This is a genomic window from Providencia sp. PROV_01 (assembly GCF_053098325.1).
In genome coordinates this window covers 3,562,424-3,578,434 of record NZ_JBRFKD010000002.1, presented here as the reverse complement: position 1 = coordinate 3,578,434, position 16,011 = coordinate 3,562,424, and the positions used below count along the sequence as shown (strand labels likewise).

13 protein-coding genes and 1 riboswitch are annotated in these 16,011 nt (G+C 40.8%); of the genes, 9 read left to right on the top strand and 4 right to left on the bottom strand.

What is annotated here, in order from left to right:
- Positions 1-541 precede the first annotated feature (541 nt).
- The gene (uvrB, locus tag ACU696_RS17400) at positions 542-2,560 is read left to right on the top strand and encodes an excinuclease ABC subunit UvrB (RefSeq protein ID WP_004909151.1); all 2,019 of its coding nucleotides are present in this window, start codon (positions 542-544) and stop codon (positions 2,558-2,560) included.
- A gap of 214 nt (positions 2,561-2,774) precedes the next feature.
- Here the strand turns inward: uvrB and ACU696_RS17395 are convergent, their stop codons facing one another.
- Positions 2,775-3,683 (bottom strand): gluconeogenesis factor YvcK family protein, encoded by a 909-nt coding sequence (locus tag ACU696_RS17395; protein WP_004909155.1) that lies wholly within the window; start codon positions 3,681-3,683, stop codon positions 2,775-2,777.
- 291 nt (positions 3,684-3,974) lie between these two features.
- Between ACU696_RS17395 and ACU696_RS17390 the strand changes: the two genes are divergently transcribed.
- The 8 genes from ACU696_RS17390 (at position 3,975) to ACU696_RS17355 (ending at position 11,800) form a co-directional block, all read left to right on the top strand.
- Complete coding sequence (locus ACU696_RS17390; RefSeq protein WP_004909157.1) at positions 3,975-4,472, top strand: RNA polymerase sigma factor; 498 nt, start codon at positions 3,975-3,977, stop codon at positions 4,470-4,472.
- A 2-nt stretch (positions 4,473-4,474) separates the two neighbouring features.
- The gene (locus tag ACU696_RS17385) at positions 4,475-5,416 is read left to right on the top strand and encodes a FecR family protein (RefSeq protein WP_209101193.1); all 942 of its coding nucleotides are present in this window, start codon (positions 4,475-4,477) and stop codon (positions 5,414-5,416) included.
- A gap of 134 nt (positions 5,417-5,550) precedes the next feature.
- Positions 5,551-8,217, top strand: a complete 2,667-nt coding sequence (locus tag ACU696_RS17380) for a TonB-dependent hemoglobin/transferrin/lactoferrin family receptor (RefSeq protein ID WP_209101196.1) — start codon at positions 5,551-5,553, stop codon at positions 8,215-8,217.
- A gap of 432 nt (positions 8,218-8,649) precedes the next feature.
- Positions 8,650-8,789, top strand: a riboswitch (molybdenum cofactor riboswitch).
- Complete coding sequence (gene moaA / locus ACU696_RS17375) at positions 8,779-9,759, top strand: GTP 3',8-cyclase MoaA (protein WP_109910973.1); 981 nt, start codon at positions 8,779-8,781, stop codon at positions 9,757-9,759. (Overlaps the previous riboswitch by 11 nt.)
- A gap of 24 nt (positions 9,760-9,783) precedes the next feature.
- Entirely contained in the window at positions 9,784-10,260 is a 477-nt protein-coding gene (gene moaC / locus ACU696_RS17370) for a cyclic pyranopterin monophosphate synthase MoaC (protein WP_109910974.1), read from the top strand.
- Positions 10,260-10,505, top strand: coding sequence for a molybdopterin synthase sulfur carrier subunit (moaD, locus tag ACU696_RS17365; RefSeq protein WP_004909166.1), 246 nt, complete (start codon positions 10,260-10,262; stop codon positions 10,503-10,505). The genes moaC and moaD overlap by 1 nt, the downstream gene beginning before the upstream one ends.
- Before the next feature lies 1 nt (position 10,506).
- On the top strand, positions 10,507-10,959 hold the full coding sequence (gene moaE / locus ACU696_RS17360; protein ID WP_004909169.1) for a molybdopterin synthase catalytic subunit MoaE: 453 nt from the start codon (positions 10,507-10,509) through the stop codon (positions 10,957-10,959).
- Between the two features lie 133 nt (positions 10,960-11,092).
- Positions 11,093-11,800: a Bax inhibitor-1/YccA family protein gene (locus ACU696_RS17355; protein WP_109910975.1), complete on the top strand. Its 708-nt coding sequence runs from the start codon at positions 11,093-11,095 to the stop codon at positions 11,798-11,800.
- 212 nt (positions 11,801-12,012) lie between these two features.
- On the opposite strand, the gene ACU696_RS17350 is transcribed toward ACU696_RS17355, so the two are convergent.
- From ACU696_RS17350 to ACU696_RS17340, 3 genes are read right to left on the bottom strand one after another with little or no spacing between them, the layout of a single operon-like run.
- The gene (locus tag ACU696_RS17350) at positions 12,013-13,119 is read right to left on the bottom strand and encodes an ABC transporter permease (RefSeq protein ID WP_109910976.1); all 1,107 of its coding nucleotides are present in this window, start codon (positions 13,117-13,119) and stop codon (positions 12,013-12,015) included.
- Positions 13,120-13,128: 9 nt separating this feature from the next.
- Complete coding sequence (locus ACU696_RS17345) at positions 13,129-14,268, bottom strand: ABC transporter permease (protein WP_110731799.1); 1,140 nt, start codon at positions 14,266-14,268, stop codon at positions 13,129-13,131.
- Complete coding sequence (locus ACU696_RS17340; protein WP_209101200.1) at positions 14,265-16,004, bottom strand: ATP-binding cassette domain-containing protein; 1,740 nt, start codon at positions 16,002-16,004, stop codon at positions 14,265-14,267. Before ACU696_RS17340 ends, ACU696_RS17345 begins: the two co-directional genes overlap by 4 nt.
- Positions 16,005-16,011: the final 7 nt, after the last annotated feature.

Here is a 16,011-nt window from a genome sequence, read left to right as displayed (position 1 = left end):
ACGTTCTCAACTGAAATACTGTCAAGTATTTCAGTAAAAATACCACTCAGATCTTAATAAAAAAGATAAAATCTGTTTTTCATCGCAGTTACTACGTAAAAATTTTTTCATTAAACTGCCATCTTTTTGTCATTTAGCCTCCATTGAACAAATCTTAGGGATCTTGTGAATCCATGAGCCTAAAGGGCTTCAAGAGTTATCCACCATTTCTGTGGATAACCTTGTGTATTAACGTTATAAAACAAGTTCTACGCTAGGCGACAAGCGGCTTTGACTTTATTTGATGTGATTCTGGACTTTAAATTAATTTTTAATAAATACAAATGGTTAAATAAAATCAAGCCTTCAATTTGCATTTGAGATACGGCATAAAAATGCAATAGCATAAAATATAAAGTTTCAAAAAGGTCAAGCACTTTTTTGGGGATAACATTTTTATAAACATATTAGAACGGAGAATAACAGAAAATTTAGCTTCAATACTTGAAGCTGGTTTTTTATCCAGTATCATAATGGGAGAAACTAGTTAAGGGGCGTTAATATGAGTAAGGATTTTAAGCTGTATTCTGATTTTCAGCCGGGAGGGGACCAACCCGAAGCCATCCATAAGTTAAGGGAAGGGCTACAAGATGGACTTGCTCATCAAACCCTATTAGGGGTAACGGGGTCTGGTAAGACGTTCACTATTGCCAACGTTATTGCGCAAGAGAACCGGCCTACCATGTTAATGGCGCATAATAAAACCTTAGCGGCACAGCTTTATAGCGAAATGAAAGCCTTCTTCCCAGACAACGCTGTGGAATATTTCGTTTCTTACTATGACTATTATCAGCCTGAAGCTTACGTTCCAAGCTCCGATACTTTCATTGAAAAAGATGCGTCTGTAAACGAACACATTGAGCAAATGCGGTTATCTGCGACCAAGGCCTTACTCGAACGTCGCGATGTGATTGTGGTGGCTTCTGTGTCGGCTATTTACGGTTTGGGTGACCCTGACAGCTACTTAAAAATGATGTTGCACCTAACGGATGGCATGATCATCGACCAACGCTCAATTTTAAGGCGTTTAGCGGACTTGCAATATACGCGGAATGACCAAGCTTTTACGCGGGGGACTTTCCGTGTCCGTGGTGAGGTTATCGATATTTTTCCTGCGGAATCAGACGAGTATGCCTTACGTGTTGAGCTATTTGATGACGAAGTTGAACGGTTGTCATTATTTGACCCATTGACAGGGCAAATACAACATCGTGTTCCTCGTTTCACCGTTTATCCAAAAACGCACTATGTCACACCGAGAGAACGCATTCTTGAGGCAATGGAACAAATTAAGGTTGAATTGGCGGATAGACGAAAAGTATTACTAGAAAACAATAAATTACTGGAAGAGCAACGTATTACTCAACGAACGCAATTCGACTTAGAGATGATGAATGAGCTCGGTTATTGTTCAGGTATTGAAAACTATTCACGCTACTTATCGGGTCGTGCTCCTGGTGAGCCACCGCCGACACTATTTGATTACTTACCCGCAGATGGCTTGCTGGTGGTGGATGAATCTCACGTTACTATCCCGCAAATAGGCGCGATGTATAAAGGGGATCGCTCAAGAAAAGAAACCTTAGTTGAATATGGGTTTCGTCTTCCTTCTGCATTAGATAACCGCCCAATGCGCTTTGAAGAATTTGAAGCCTTAGCTCCTCAAACTATTTATGTGTCGGCAACGCCGGGTAACTACGAGCTTGATAAATCAGGCAATGAAGTGATTGAGCAAGTTGTTAGGCCTACTGGCCTACTTGACCCGATTATAGAAGTCCGCCCAGTTACTACCCAAGTGGATGATTTACTGTCTGAAATCCGTATCCGTGTACAGAAAAATGAACGTGTATTAGTCACTACTTTAACAAAACGTATGGCAGAGGATTTAACGGAATATCTCGAAGAGCACGGTGAGCGAGTGCGTTATCTTCACTCAGATATCGATACAGTCGAGCGTGTGGAAATTATTCGCGACCTGCGACTTGGTGAGTTTGATGTACTGGTTGGGATCAACTTATTAAGAGAAGGCTTGGATATGCCAGAGGTCTCTCTGGTGGCTATTTTGGACGCGGACAAAGAAGGTTTCTTGCGCTCAGAGCGTTCACTTATTCAAACCATAGGGCGTGCGGCTCGTAACTTAAATGGTAAGGCAATCCTTTATGGAGACAGGATCACCAACTCCATGCAAAAAGCGATTGCAGAAACAGAGCGTCGCCGTGCTAAACAAATGGCGTTCAACGAAGAACATGGAATCGTACCACAAGGTTTGAATAAGAAAATCGGTGATATCCTGCAAATTGGCCACAAAGTGGGTGGTAAAGGAAAAAACCGTACGAAAGACAATGGTAAAAATAATAATTCGGTTGATATCCAATCGATGTCGACAAAAGAGTTGGAGCAACGGATTTCACAACTTGAAGCGCAAATGTATAAGTATGCTCAAGATCTTGAATTTGAAGCGGCTGCGCGAGTCCGAGACGAATTGCAGGAGATACGCTCTCAGTTTATCGCTAATTCGTAATTTTCCTCATACCTCACGCTGTGGGGGGTGTTGGCTACGTTTAGTCACTCGGGTCACATATTTATGTATGCTCCCCGAGCTGCCTTCACTTGCCGCCTACCCACAACGCAAAGTATTTTGAAAATAGATTTTGTGGAAATACAGGAAACAAAGGGCTAATTTTAGGGAAGGTTTTCCGCTGCGGGTATTTAGCAGCGGAATGGCGGTTAGGGGGTTATAACAAGTTGATGGTTTCTTCGATGGCTTGCAGTAACAGCTTTCTATCATGGCGATAGGGAATATCGTCAGCTTCGAGTACCCGTTGAATTATTTTGCGTTCAGGGCTGATATTGCTTGTTTGTGTGCGAGGGCCAAGGATTAACGCATCAATTTTTTGGCAACCAATATAATGCTCCATCATTTTTAGCTTGTCAGGCAAAGACAGGTTTGCTGCTGGGGAGCTAATTTCTTTCGCTAAGTTACCAATATAAATCATCGGGGCTTTACATTCGCGCAGTGCAGCTGCAATTTCATCCAAAAGCAATAATGGCATTAAACTGGTAAAAAAGCTGCCGGGGCCGATAATAATTAAGTCTGCTTGGTGGATAGCCTGTAAGGCTTCTTTCGTTGCCTTTACTGTCGGGTATAAGCGTAATTCTTGCGGGATTTCATGTAAGGCATCAACATTCACCTCACCGTATACTTCATTGCCCATTTCATCGATAGCCATTAAATCAACAGGGGATTCCGACATCGGGATCAACTGCGCATCAACTTTTAGCATATTACGGATAAGATTTATGGCTTCTAACGGACGAACACTTAGGTGGTCTAATGATTTTAACATTAAATTACCTAAATTATGGCCTGAAAGTTCACCATTACCGCTGAAACGGTATTCAAACATCGCAGAAGCAATGGATGGTTCAGTAATTAGCTGATTTAAACAGTTACGCATATCTCCCCAAGCGATCCCGCCTTCAGAGCGACGAATACGGCCTGTTGAGCCCCCATTATCGGTTGTGGTAACAATACCCGTTAAACGAGAACCTAAAGAAGAAAGTGAAGACATCACGCGACCAAGTCCATGCCCGCCACCTAGAGCGACAACATGCCTGAGATCCGCCAGACTGCAATTCGGCATAGTGTTCCTATATCAGTTAATTTTCAGTACTTATAAAAGCAAGTAAACCAGCGAGTTACGAAATGCGTTTTTTACGCTAAGCCCGTTTTATGGCGACTAAAATAAATTGGGCGTTAATCTATCATAAAACATCATTCTTAGCTTAAGTACTGTGACAAAAAACAATAAAAGAGACGATTCTGTATTGATGTGAGTCTTAGAAGGAAAAATGCGCTAGGGAGTTTTCATTTTAAATTATTATCTATATCATGTAAATAATTCTCATTTTCATTATTTATTTTATGGATCAATATGTCTGATTCAGAATTACAGCGCCTGTTTGCTCGCCATTCATCGTCGTTATGCCGTTATCTGAATATGTACCTTAAAGACCATAATTTAAGTATGGATATCACACAGGAAAGCTTTGCTCGAATGGCAGAGTTAATGAAAACATCAACTATTCAAGATTTTGATGCGTATTTGTATCGAATTGCGAAAAACCTGATGGTTGACCACTTCCGGCTACAGAAAAAACAACAATTAATGGCGATCAGTGACCAACAATGGCAAGAGATCCCATCGCGGGTAAAAGGTATTGAAGCCACGGTTATTCATGATCAACAACTTGCACAAATTCAGAAAATTATTCAATCTTTGCCGCCCAGGACTCAGGAGATATTTCGCTTGCATCGAGAAGAAGGATTAGCTCAAACGGAAGTAGCGCAGCGCTTAAATATTTCATTAAGCACAGTCGAAAAACATTTAGCCAATGCATTGGCAATGCTAATTCATAAATGGAGAGACTAGTCATGAAGCCATCTGATAGTCCATCTGAAATTGAAAACAAAGCCGCAATGTGGGTTGTTAAAACCACGCAACGAGAGCTGACGTCGCAAGAAAATGAAGATTTCCAGTCTTGGCTCAATGCGTCAGAGTTACATAAGTCTACATACTATCGTGCACGGCAATTATGGGCATTAACAGCCAATAAACCGCGACAACAAACAGTAGATAACCAACAGGGAATGAATAAAAAGAGGCGGCCTCGCTATATTGGTTTATCAATAGCGGCGGTTGTGCTAGTGAGTGTGTTATCCATGTCAATTTGGTATTTTCAATATACACAGCCAGTGGATTACTATGCGAAAATCGGTGAAATACAGCATATTACCTTACCTGATGGTAGCCGTGTTGACCTCGACAGTGGTGCGCAATTGCAATTAGCGTTTAGCCCGCAGTATCGGCAAGTTAATTTATTACGAGGGCGTGCTTATTTTACTGTTGCACCAAAAACGGATACGGAACCAAGGCCTTTTCAGGTTATGGCGAAAAATGGGATAACTCAGGCACTTGGCACTGAATTTTCAGTTGATAATGAAAATAGCAAAGTGGCAGTCAGTGTTTATCAACACAGTGTAAAGGTGTCACTATTCTCAGGGCAAGAAATGGTCATTCCAGCAGGAAATTTCACTCAATATCAATCAGATATAACGCCTATGACTTCAATGGTCAACTCACATTCTACGGTATGGCGAGAAGGACAAATTATTTTTCAGCAGCAAACCTTTCCGGAGGTTATTGCTGAAATAAATCGATACCGTGACAAGCAAATTATTTTATTGACTGAGGAGCGAGTAGGGCACATTAGTGGTGTATTACAAATTAACACACTTGATAGTGGGCTAACGCATTTGGTGTCATCATATGGCTTATCCGTTTATGAAATCCCATTTTTCACTTTAATATATTGATTATTAATAATTAATATAGATATCGAATAATAATAAATTATTTTTTTAAAATTTATTTACGGGTTTTCCTAATTCCCGCGTCTTAATCTAAGTGATTATGATTTTTATTACCATTATCATTTTAGGGATGGGAAATGACTCAAAAAAAGCACCACTATAAAAAAGCAACACTCTGTGTTCACCTTGCATTATTTACGTTACCTGCATTTTCATTTTTCAATCTAGCACAGGCTAACTCAGCGGTAGCATCCGCACAGCAGGAAATAACATTTTCTGTTGCTGCAGGTTCACTTGAAAATGCTTTGCTGCAATTCGCTAGGCAAGCAAAGGTAGAAATAATCATTCAGAGCCGAGAAATTAATGACTTACAAAGTCAAGGCTTGAAAGGAAGCTTTACGCTACAGGAGGGATTACGTCGATTAATTGGTTCAAACCCTGTGCAATATCAATTACAAAATAACCGAATAACAATAGAGCGTATCGCGCCTATTACCGGTGATTCGGTGATTAAGCTAGATAACATTACCGTCACAGCAAGCCAGATCCAACAAGGGGATTGGGTATATAACAGTCCATCATCTGTCAGTGTAATTAGTAAAAAACAAATTGATGACCGCCCACCAAAGCACATAGCTGATGTGTTAGAGCTAACGACAGGTGTCTATTCGAGTGTTAGCCAACAAGACCCTTCTTTATCTGTGAATATCCGTGGGATACAGGATTATGGTCGTGTGAATATGAATATCGATGGTATGCGGCAAAACTTTCAAAAAAGCGGACATGGGCAGCGCAATGGTTCTATGTATATCGACTCAGAACTGCTTTCTGGGGTGGAAATACAAAAGGGCAATACAAGTGGAATGGGAAGCGGTGGAACCTTAGGTGGTGTGGCGACCTTCAATACAGTCAATGCGTCTGATTTTTTATCAAAAGATAAAACTTTTGGTGGAAAATTACATGCGAGTACGGGGTCAAATAATACTCATTTTATTGGCAGTAGTGTGCTGGCATTAGGGAATGAAAACGCGGATTTGTTATTTGCGGCCAGTGAACGACGTCTTGGGGATTATAAACCAGGAACTCACGGTAATATCGGTAATATTCGAGTCAATAATGGGGCAGGGCATTATGATGAACTTGCGCACCAATTAAAACACACTCGTATTAATGACAGTAATTACCGAATGACCTCTTATTTGGCAAAAGCCGGTTGGAATATAAGTGACGAACAGCGTTTACAATTTAATTACTTAGAAACCAAAGTGGCAACGCCAAATGCAGGAACGCTAACGAATTTAGGTAGCTCGTGGCCTTATAAGCTAGGGTGGAAAAGTAGCGGTTTCAGTGATGTAACAGCCAAGAATTATTCCCTTGATTACACTCAATTTAGCGATAAACCATGGAGCACCGAGCTAAAAGGAAAAGTGTATTTTGTTGATACCAAAGACAATACAGACACCTATTCCACTAGCCAAATTTATAATAATGGCTACCAGATGGACACTCGAGTCAAAACGGTAGGGATACAGCTTGAAAATCATTCAGAAATTGAATTTAACCATAACAATGTATTAAAAGCGCATTATGGTTTGGAAACTTTCCAAGACAAAGCGAGTAGTAGTTCGACACGTGAAGCGGCGAGTGGAGTGACACCGGACGGAAAACGTTCATTGAGCTCACTTTTCACTAATTTGACTTATGAATATGATGATTGGTTAACATTAGAAGGGGGAATGCGTTATGACTATTATTCTCTCAAAGGCCAAACGAGTATGAGTTATGCAGTACTTCCTTATACCAGAGACAATCCATGTACAGGAAGAAGGTTACGTGATTGCAAGGTTGTTATGACGACGGAAAATTGGGATGTTGATAACTCAGAAGGGGCATTTTCACCCCATATTCGTTTAGCGGTACGTCCTAATGTTGAATGGATGGAATTGTTTACCAGTTATGGGCGGTCATGGCGCCCGCCAGCGATTACAGAAACGTTAACCACAGGAAGTGCTCACAGTAGTTCGACTCAATTTCCCAATCCGTATTTAAAACCTGAGCGTTCAAATGCTTGGGAAGTGGGGATGAACATCAATTATCCGCAATTGTTTATCGAAGAAGACCGATTTGTGGCAAAAGTTGCCTATTTTGATACACGTGTAGATAACTACATTAACTTAGCGATTGACCGTAAGAAACCAGGGATGGTTAGCCCTAATATTGGAAATGCTGCTTATAGCAACAACTTGGTTGCGACCCGTTTTAGAGGGGTTGAATATCAACTAAATTACGACGCAGGTTTTGTGTATGCAGACCTGACCTTTACCCATATGATTGGCAAAAATAAATTTTGTTCACATCCTGCATGGCTAGGTGGTGTATTGAAGTATGGCGAAGACGTTGGCCCAGGTAACTGGTATGTTGAGCCAAATGAGGCATCAAATAACCATGTGGATTGTGACAGCAGCGCCATTTTCAGCAGTGCAGCGAACTTACCCGGTGATCGTGGTTCCTTTACATTAGGTGGGCGAGCGTTTGATAGAAAACTCGATGGTGGTGTAGTCGTTCGCTTCACGCCAGGTTTTCAAGACTACTCAGTACAATCAAATTCCCCTTACTTAGCTGACTGGCCTAAATATACATTGATTGATTTATATGCAAGTTATGCTTTAACCGATAATTTAACTATTCGAGGAAATGTCGAAAACTTGACCAATCGGGCGTACGTGGTTAGTTATGGGGAAAGCTTGGCCAATACGTTAGGTAGAGGGCGAACGGTGTCGGGCGGGATAGAATACCGTTTCTAAATATACGTCATACTTTACGCTGTCGTGTTATTGGTTAATAAATTTTGCACCTTACTATTTATTTTTAATTGATATGCCAATTATTCAATTTGAAATATCGGTTTTGATAAGCGTTGAGTGTTGATATTGATAACGTAAACAATTAGATGGGGAGCTTGCTCCCCATTTTAGATCTATATCAATAAATGTTTAATTAAATAATTAGAGATGTTAATCAATTAGTATGAAATTATGTTTTTTAAAGCCATCTAAAATGGAAAATTATCAGTGATAATAATAGCTTCGGTGATTCTATAATATTTTTTGTAAGTCGTTGTATATAATGATATATATCGAATTGCAATTCGCTTTTTCAATTTCTATCGGCTAGAATCCTTACATAAATTAAGTGAACAGAGTGACGCATTTTACAGTTTAAAATCAGTGACTCGGTTCCAAATAAAACTCCTAGCCTTTGCGTCTAAGTTTGAACGACTGAATATGATGCACTGGCCGTGGCCTAGAGCCACCAGGGTGCAAGATAGAAATGTCTGCATCTCCCGTACTTGGAAAGGTGTGATTATGCAGCAACTTGTCGATCAATTTGACCGGAAATTTTACTATCTCCGACTTTCTATAACAGATGTTTGCAACTTTCGTTGCACATACTGCCTACCCGATGGCTATAAGCCAAGCGGTCGTCATGAATTCTTAACACTGGATGAAATTCGTCGTATCAGTACGGCATTCGCAGAATTAGGCACAGAAAAAGTGCGTATTACTGGCGGTGAGCCGACCATGCGCAAAGATTTCAGTGATATTATTGCTGCCATCAATGAAAATGAATCGATCAAAAAAATCGCCGTGACCACTAATGGTTATCGTATGGCCAGAGACGTAAAAGAGTGGAAAGATGCTGGACTGAACGCGATCAATGTGAGTGTTGATAGCCTCGATCCACGTCAATTTGCGGCCATCACGGGACAAGACAAATTCTTTCAGGTGATGAAAGGTATTGATGCTGCTTTTGAAGCTGGCTTTGAAAAAGTCAAAGTGAACGCGGTATTAATGAAAAATGTCAACGATATCGCTTTGAAGTCATTCCTAAACTGGATCAAACATCGTCCTATTCAATTACGCTTTATTGAGTTAATGGAAACCGGCGACGGCAGCGATATTTTCCAACGTTTTCATATTTCGGGTGAAACTATTCGCGAGCGTTTAATTGAAGAAGGCTGGTATATGCTTCCACGTTCCCGAAGCGACGGCCCTGCTCAAGTCTTTAGTCACCCAGATTACCAAGGCGAAATCGGGCTTATCATGCCGTACGAAAAAGATTTTTGCCAAAGCTGTAACCGCTTACGTGTTTCCTCACTAGGAAACCTACATTTATGTTTATTTGGTGAAAATGGCATTCCGCTGCGTGATTTATTGGGTGCAGATGACCAAAACGAAGCGTTAAAAGCCCGCATTCAGCGAGGCTTACACCATAAACGAGAAACCCATTTTCTGCATATGGGTGATAGCGGAATTACACCTAATTTATCTGTAATCGGCGGTTAACTCTTTTTTATTTCAGGAGAAGATATGTCCCAACTGACTCACCTCAATGCGTCGGGCGAGGCGCATATGGTTGATGTTTCAGCCAAAGCTGAAACTGTTCGTGAAGCTCGCGCAGAAGCTTATGTCACTATGAATCCAGCAACTCTAACGATGATTGTTGACGGTAGCCATCATAAAGGCGATGTGTTTGCCACGGCGCGTATTGCGGGTATTCAAGCGGCAAAAAATACCTGGCAGCTTATCCCATTATGCCACCCACTGCTGTTAACCAAAGTTGAAGTGATACTCAAAGCGGAACCTGAGCATAACCGAGTTCGTATTGAAACTTGTTGCCGATTAACAGGGAAAACAGGGGTTGAAATGGAAGCATTAACTGCTGCATCCGTTGCTGCTTTGACGATTTATGACATGTGTAAAGCAGTGCAAAAAGATATGGTGATTGGCCCTGTTCGTTTATTAGAAAAAACAGGCGGTAAGTCTGGACATTTTAAGGTGGAATAATGATCACAGTATTATTTTTTGCTCAAGTACGTGAGCTAGTCGGAACAGAACGCTTAGAACTCACTGACACTTACCAAAAAGTTGAAGATTTACGTCAAGCGCTTTCACAAAAAGGCGATCGCTGGGCGTTGGCACTTGAAGATGGCAAATTACTTGCCGCTGTTAATCAATCATTTGTTTCACTAGACCACCCACTCTCAGAAGGGGACGAAGTGGCCTTTTTCCCACCAGTCACTGGGGGGTGATATGGAAAACACCCATATTGCAGTACAAACAGAAAATTTTAGTGTTGGCGAGCAATATCAATGGCTTGCTCAATGCGATAGTGATGGTGCAGTCGTGACTTTTACGGGGAAAGTGCGTAACCATAATTTAGGTGACAGTGTTGCGGCATTAACACTCGAACACTACCCGGGAATGACAGAAAAAGCGTTAACAAATATAGTTGTAGAAGCAAAAGAACGTTGGCCATTGCAGCGAGTCAGTGTGATCCACCGTATTGGTACCTTACAACCTGGCGAAGAAATTGTTTTTGTTGGGGTGACGAGTGCCCATCGAAATGCAGCATTTCAAGCTGCTGAATTTATTATGGATTACTTAAAAACTAAAGCACCATTTTGGAAAAAAGAAACATTACCTGAAAATGAGCGATGGGTGGAAGCGAAAGAAACCGACGAGGCGTCTGCAAACCGCTGGTAATCGCACTTTTTCCTCTGAAAAATACGAATTTGCTGAATGGTATTGTCAAAAGAATGTGTTAGACTTTGGTTAATTTCTCCGATTACAGTATTTTTACTGGGTCGATTTTTCTTTTAGCGAAAGGGTAACCATCATGGGTCAGTTTGATCAACGTAATGATTCTCTTGTCCAGGGTGCCAATACTGGCGTTCAGGCATTTATGTCGCAAGTATACGGCTGGATGACAGTCGGTCTACTGCTGACAGCTTTTGTTGCATGGTATTCAGTTAGCAGCGGTTTGTACTACACCATTGCAACCAATAAAATTCTCTTTTTTGGAATGATTATTGCTGAGCTCGGTTTAGTGATGGGAATTTCATTCCTACTGCAAAAAATTAGTGGCATGGCAGCAACGGGCATGTTTATGCTCTATTCATTGCTCACAGGCTTAACGATTTCAGTTATTCTTGCTGCGTATACAGGTGAGTCTGTTGCGGGCACATTTGTCATTACCGCGGTAATGTTTGGTGCATTAAGCTTCTACGGCTATACCACTAAACGTAGCTTAACAGGTATGGGTAACTTCCTGTTTATGGCGCTGATTGGTATTGTTGTTGCTTCTTTGGTTAACATCTGGCTGCAAAGCACCATGATGTATTGGGTGATCACATACGGTGGTGTTTTACTGTTTGCTGCTTTAACCGCGTATGACACACAAAAACTGAAAGAAATGGGTTCACAAATTGATGAAAACGACAGAGAAACAATGCGTAAATACTCTATCATGGGTGCATTATCTCTGTATTTAGACTTCATTAACCTGTTCTTAATGTTACTGCGTATCTTTGGCGACCGTCGCTAATTTGGTTGGCATTCCTCATTACTCAGTGAAATGAGGGGATAGCAGTCGTTAAAATTGAAAACCCTTGTTACTTTGGTAACAAGGGTTTTTTGATCTAAATACTATCGTAAAATATGATTTGAATATTATTAGCTCATTTGTAATTCAAGATGTTAATGGTAGTTCCAGCACTTTTAGTTGTACTTTCAAAGCGTAATGTTGTTTCTTTATGATCACGCTATTTTCTTCCTAAATAAATAATAAGCCACTGAACTGGTGATTATCGCAATGATAAATAATGGCCATAAACTATGGAAGATAACTGAAAAATCAGCATTTTTTAGGTATATCTGCTTAGTGATTTCAGTAAAGTGGCGAATTGGGTTAATCCAAGTAATTTGTTGCAGCCAAACTGGCATGTTCTCGACTGGGGAAATATAACCTGATAACAACACCGCTGGCATCATAAATACAAATACCCCAATGAACGCTTGTTGCTGAGTTGAACACAGTGCTGAAATAAGTAAACCAAATCCCACCAATGACAATCCGTAAAATAACATGGTGGCATAAAACAGGAGCAGGGAGCCAGCAAAAGGAATTTGATAGCAAAAGATCCCAATAACTAGGACTAAGCTCGCCTGTGCAGTCGCAACGATCAATGCAGGCACCGCCTTACCAATAAATATTTGCCAAGTGGTCAGGGGAGAAACGAGTAATTGGTCAAGGGTGCCTTGTTCTCTTTCCCTCGCGATAGAAAGAGATGTCACAATCAATACCCCAATCGTCGTTATTAAAGCTACCAATGAAGGTACAATAAACCATTTATAATCTAAATTTGGGTTGTACCAATTACGAACGATTAATTTACTGTTGTTTGGTACGGGTTGTGATTGAGTTAGCTCATGTTGGTATTGAGTGACAATTTGTGCAACATAGTTTGCTGCAATTTGCGCACTATTTGAATTACGTCCATCAAGGAGTAACAGCATATTAGCATTATGGTGACTTGCAATATCAGCACTAAAATTTTGCCCAAAACGGACAACCAGCAGCGCCTTGCGGTTATCAAGCGTTTCACGAATATCGTGTTCATTCTTCAATAATAAAACTTGAGAAAACGCACTGGCTTTAGCGAGACGTTGCGTCAGCTCGATAGAATGCTCACCATTGTCTTGGTCAAAGATAGCAATAGTTGTGTTAGTCACCTCAAGTGTGGCGGCCAGAGGAAATAAAATCATCTGAAATATTACGGGTAAAATGAGGATAACCCGTGTTTGCGGTTCTTGAAGTAATGATTGAAGTTCTTTCATAATTAAGGTGTATAGACGATAAAACATAACTTCACCTCAATCCAAACGACGGCGAGTTTTTAGCGCCGTTAGTCCAATAAATAGTATTGCAGATGCGATTAATAGCAGAAAATCTATCAATAAAACGATATAGATATCACCTGCAAGAAAGAGTGTTTGTAAGCTACTGACAAAATACCGGGCAGGGATAAAATAAGTTACAGCCTGAATAATGGCTGGCATACTATCAATTTCAAAAATAAACCCAGATAACATGATGGCAGGTAAGAAGGCGGCATTCAGAGCTACCATTGCTGCATTAAATTGGTTACGAGTAATTGTTGAAATCAATAACCCCATCCCCAGTGCGGTTGCCAAATAAAGACTGGTAATGACAAATAAGACCAATAGAGAACCGCGATAGGGTACCCCTAAGATAAATGTGGTGACAAACATGCATAACACCATCACAAAAGTACCGAGAACTTGGTAAGGCAATAATTTTGAAAGCAATAATTCAGTTTTAGTAATCTGAGTTGAAAGTAATGCTTCCATCGTGCCACGTTCCCATTCTCTTGCAATAACTAAAGAGGTCAAAATGGCACCAACTACGGTAATAATGATACTAATTGCCCCTGGAATAATAAAATGCTGACTAATTGCAGCTTCATTAAACCAATAGCGCATATTGAGCTCAATTAAGGGTTCTGTTGGGTAGCCTTTATTTTCCCCTTGTTGAATTAGCCACGTTTGCCACACGCCTTGAGTATAAGCTTGTACAAAGTTAGCGGTATTTGGTTCGCTACCATCAGTAATGACTTGAATTGCAGCATTGCCTTGTTTTTTCAACAATTCGGCTGCGAAATTCACTGGGATGACGATAATGCCGCGAATTTCTCCTGCTTGCATTTTATCGATTAATAAATGGCGGTTATTACTAATGGTGGCATCAATAAATGGTGAGCCCGTGAAGGTATCAACCAATTCACGTGCTTGCGAACTTTGTTGCTCAAGTAAAATACCGACACGTAATTTACTTGAGTCTAAATTGATACCGTAACCAAAAATAAATAATAACATCAATGGGATAAGTACAGCTATAAGGGCGCTGCTAGGATCCCGCACAATTTGTTTACTTTCTTTCCAGCATAGCGCTTTAAGCCTACGCCATGAAAAATGGGAAGCGGTGTGAGTCATTGAGCCTCCTGTTGCTTATCATAATTCATGATAAGCTCAATAAATGCATCTTCCATGGAAGGATCAGGGTTTTCAGTACTGGCGATTTGCTGTTTCAGTTCATCAGGGGTTCCTGCTGCAATAATTTTTCCATGGTAAACCAACCCGATACGGTCACAATACTCTGCCTCATCCATAAAGTGGGTCGTAACCATAACGGTAACGCCTTTATCAACCATCCCATTGATATGTAACCAAAATTCCCTACGAGTTAGTGGGTCAACTCCTGAGGTCGGCTCATCTAAAAATAAGATATCAGGCTCATGCATCAATGAGCAGGCGAGGGCTAAACGTTGTTTATAACCCAAAGGGAGGGATTCAGTAACCTGATTGATAATCGGTTTGAAGTTAAAAGCCTCAACCATTTCTTGGATTTTTTTTGCTTGTTGTTGATGATGCAAACCATAAACACCTGAAAAAAATTTCAGGTTTTGCCCTACTTTTAGGTTGCCATACAGCGAGAACTTTTGTGCCATATAACCAAGGTGCTGTCTGACTTTGTTTGAACTTGTTTTTAAATCCATTCCAAGAACGAGTGCTTGCCCATCTGTTGGCTTCATTAACGCACACATCATTTTAAAAGTCGTCGATTTCCCTGCGCCATTTGGCCCCAATAAACCAAAAATTTCTCCACGTTTAACTTGGAAATTTACGGTATCAGTTGCCGCAAATTGACCAAATTTTTTGGTTAAGTTACGCGCTTCTATGACGGTTTCTTCAGGATTAGGCGGAATTTGCGGTACGATAGCGGCTAATTCTGAACGATGAGATGGACCCCCACCTAATAAATCAATAAACGCATCTTCAAAACGCGGCTGCGCCTCAATGAGTTTTCCATCTGCCATATTTAATGCAGTTAATAAATTCGCTTGTGACGCATTAGGTTTCAAAATTAAGCGAATATAGCGGCCTTGGATCACACCATCGGTGGTTTCAGGTAATACGAGTGCATTTTGCAATACCGTGCGTTTTTGTGAGGCAGGTACATCAAGTAAAAACGAACGTCCCGCCATTTTTTGAGTCAATAATTCGGGTTTTCCTGCATAAAGCTGTTTGCCTTTATTTAACAGCAGCACATTTTTACATTGCTGAGCTTCATCTAAATAGGAGGTACTCCAAAGAATTAGCATTCCATCATCGGCAAGAGTATGAACCATTTGCCATAATTCGCGTCGAGCGATGGGATCAACACCAACACCGGGTTCGTCGAGTAAAAGAACTTTGGGTTTTCCTAATAATGTACAGGCTAATCCGAGTTTTTGCTTCATTCCTCCCGATAACTTACCGGCTAGCCTATCGGTAAAAGGAGCTAGGCTGGTGAAAGAAAGCAGTTGTTGGTAGGTTTTTTGCCGCTCTTCGCCGATTACCCCACGCAAATCTGCATACAAATTTAAATTTTCTTGTACGGTCAGGTCTTCATATAAACCAAATTTTTGGGGCATATAGCCTAGGCTGGCTCGCATAGCAATGCTGTCGTCGATAGGGTCGAGCCCCATCACGCTAATTTTCCCTGCATCTGGTTTTAATAGTCCTGCAATCATACGCATTAAGGTTGTCTTTCCTGCACCATCAGGGCCGACAAGGCCTGTTACAGAACCCCCATGAATCTCGATTGTTAAACTTTCAACGGCTGGAGTATCCAAGCCAACAAATGTTTTCTCGACATTGGATAGGCGGATACTGTAATCATCACTCATAGCAAAC

Excerpts from the sequence above, each read along its gene's own strand:
- moaE (WP_004909169.1), top strand. The coding sequence starts at position 10,507 with ATGGAAAACACCCATATTGCAGTACAAACAGAAAATTTTAGTGTTGGC.
- moaC (WP_109910974.1), top strand. The coding sequence starts at position 9,784 with ATGTCCCAACTGACTCACCTCAATGCGTCGGGCGAGGCGCATATGGTT.
- ACU696_RS17395 (WP_004909155.1), bottom strand. The coding sequence starts at position 3,683 with ATGCCGAATTGCAGTCTGGCGGATCTCAGGCATGTTGTCGCTCTAGGT.
- uvrB (WP_004909151.1), top strand. The coding sequence starts at position 542 with ATGAGTAAGGATTTTAAGCTGTATTCTGATTTTCAGCCGGGAGGGGAC.
- ACU696_RS17345 (WP_110731799.1), bottom strand. The coding sequence starts at position 14,268 with ATGACTCACACCGCTTCCCATTTTTCATGGCGTAGGCTTAAAGCGCTA.
- ACU696_RS17350 (WP_109910976.1), bottom strand. The coding sequence starts at position 13,119 with ATGTTTTATCGTCTATACACCTTAATTATGAAAGAACTTCAATCATTA.
- ACU696_RS17355 (WP_109910975.1), top strand. The coding sequence starts at position 11,093 with ATGGGTCAGTTTGATCAACGTAATGATTCTCTTGTCCAGGGTGCCAAT.
- ACU696_RS17380 (WP_209101196.1), top strand. The coding sequence starts at position 5,551 with ATGACTCAAAAAAAGCACCACTATAAAAAAGCAACACTCTGTGTTCAC.
- moaD (WP_004909166.1), top strand. The coding sequence starts at position 10,260 with ATGATCACAGTATTATTTTTTGCTCAAGTACGTGAGCTAGTCGGAACA.
- ACU696_RS17390 (WP_004909157.1), top strand. The coding sequence starts at position 3,975 with ATGTCTGATTCAGAATTACAGCGCCTGTTTGCTCGCCATTCATCGTCG.
- ACU696_RS17385 (WP_209101193.1), top strand. The coding sequence starts at position 4,475 with ATGAAGCCATCTGATAGTCCATCTGAAATTGAAAACAAAGCCGCAATG.
- moaA (WP_109910973.1), top strand. The coding sequence starts at position 8,779 with ATGCAGCAACTTGTCGATCAATTTGACCGGAAATTTTACTATCTCCGA.
- ACU696_RS17340 (WP_209101200.1), bottom strand. The coding sequence starts at position 16,004 with ATGAGTGATGATTACAGTATCCGCCTATCCAATGTCGAGAAAACATTT.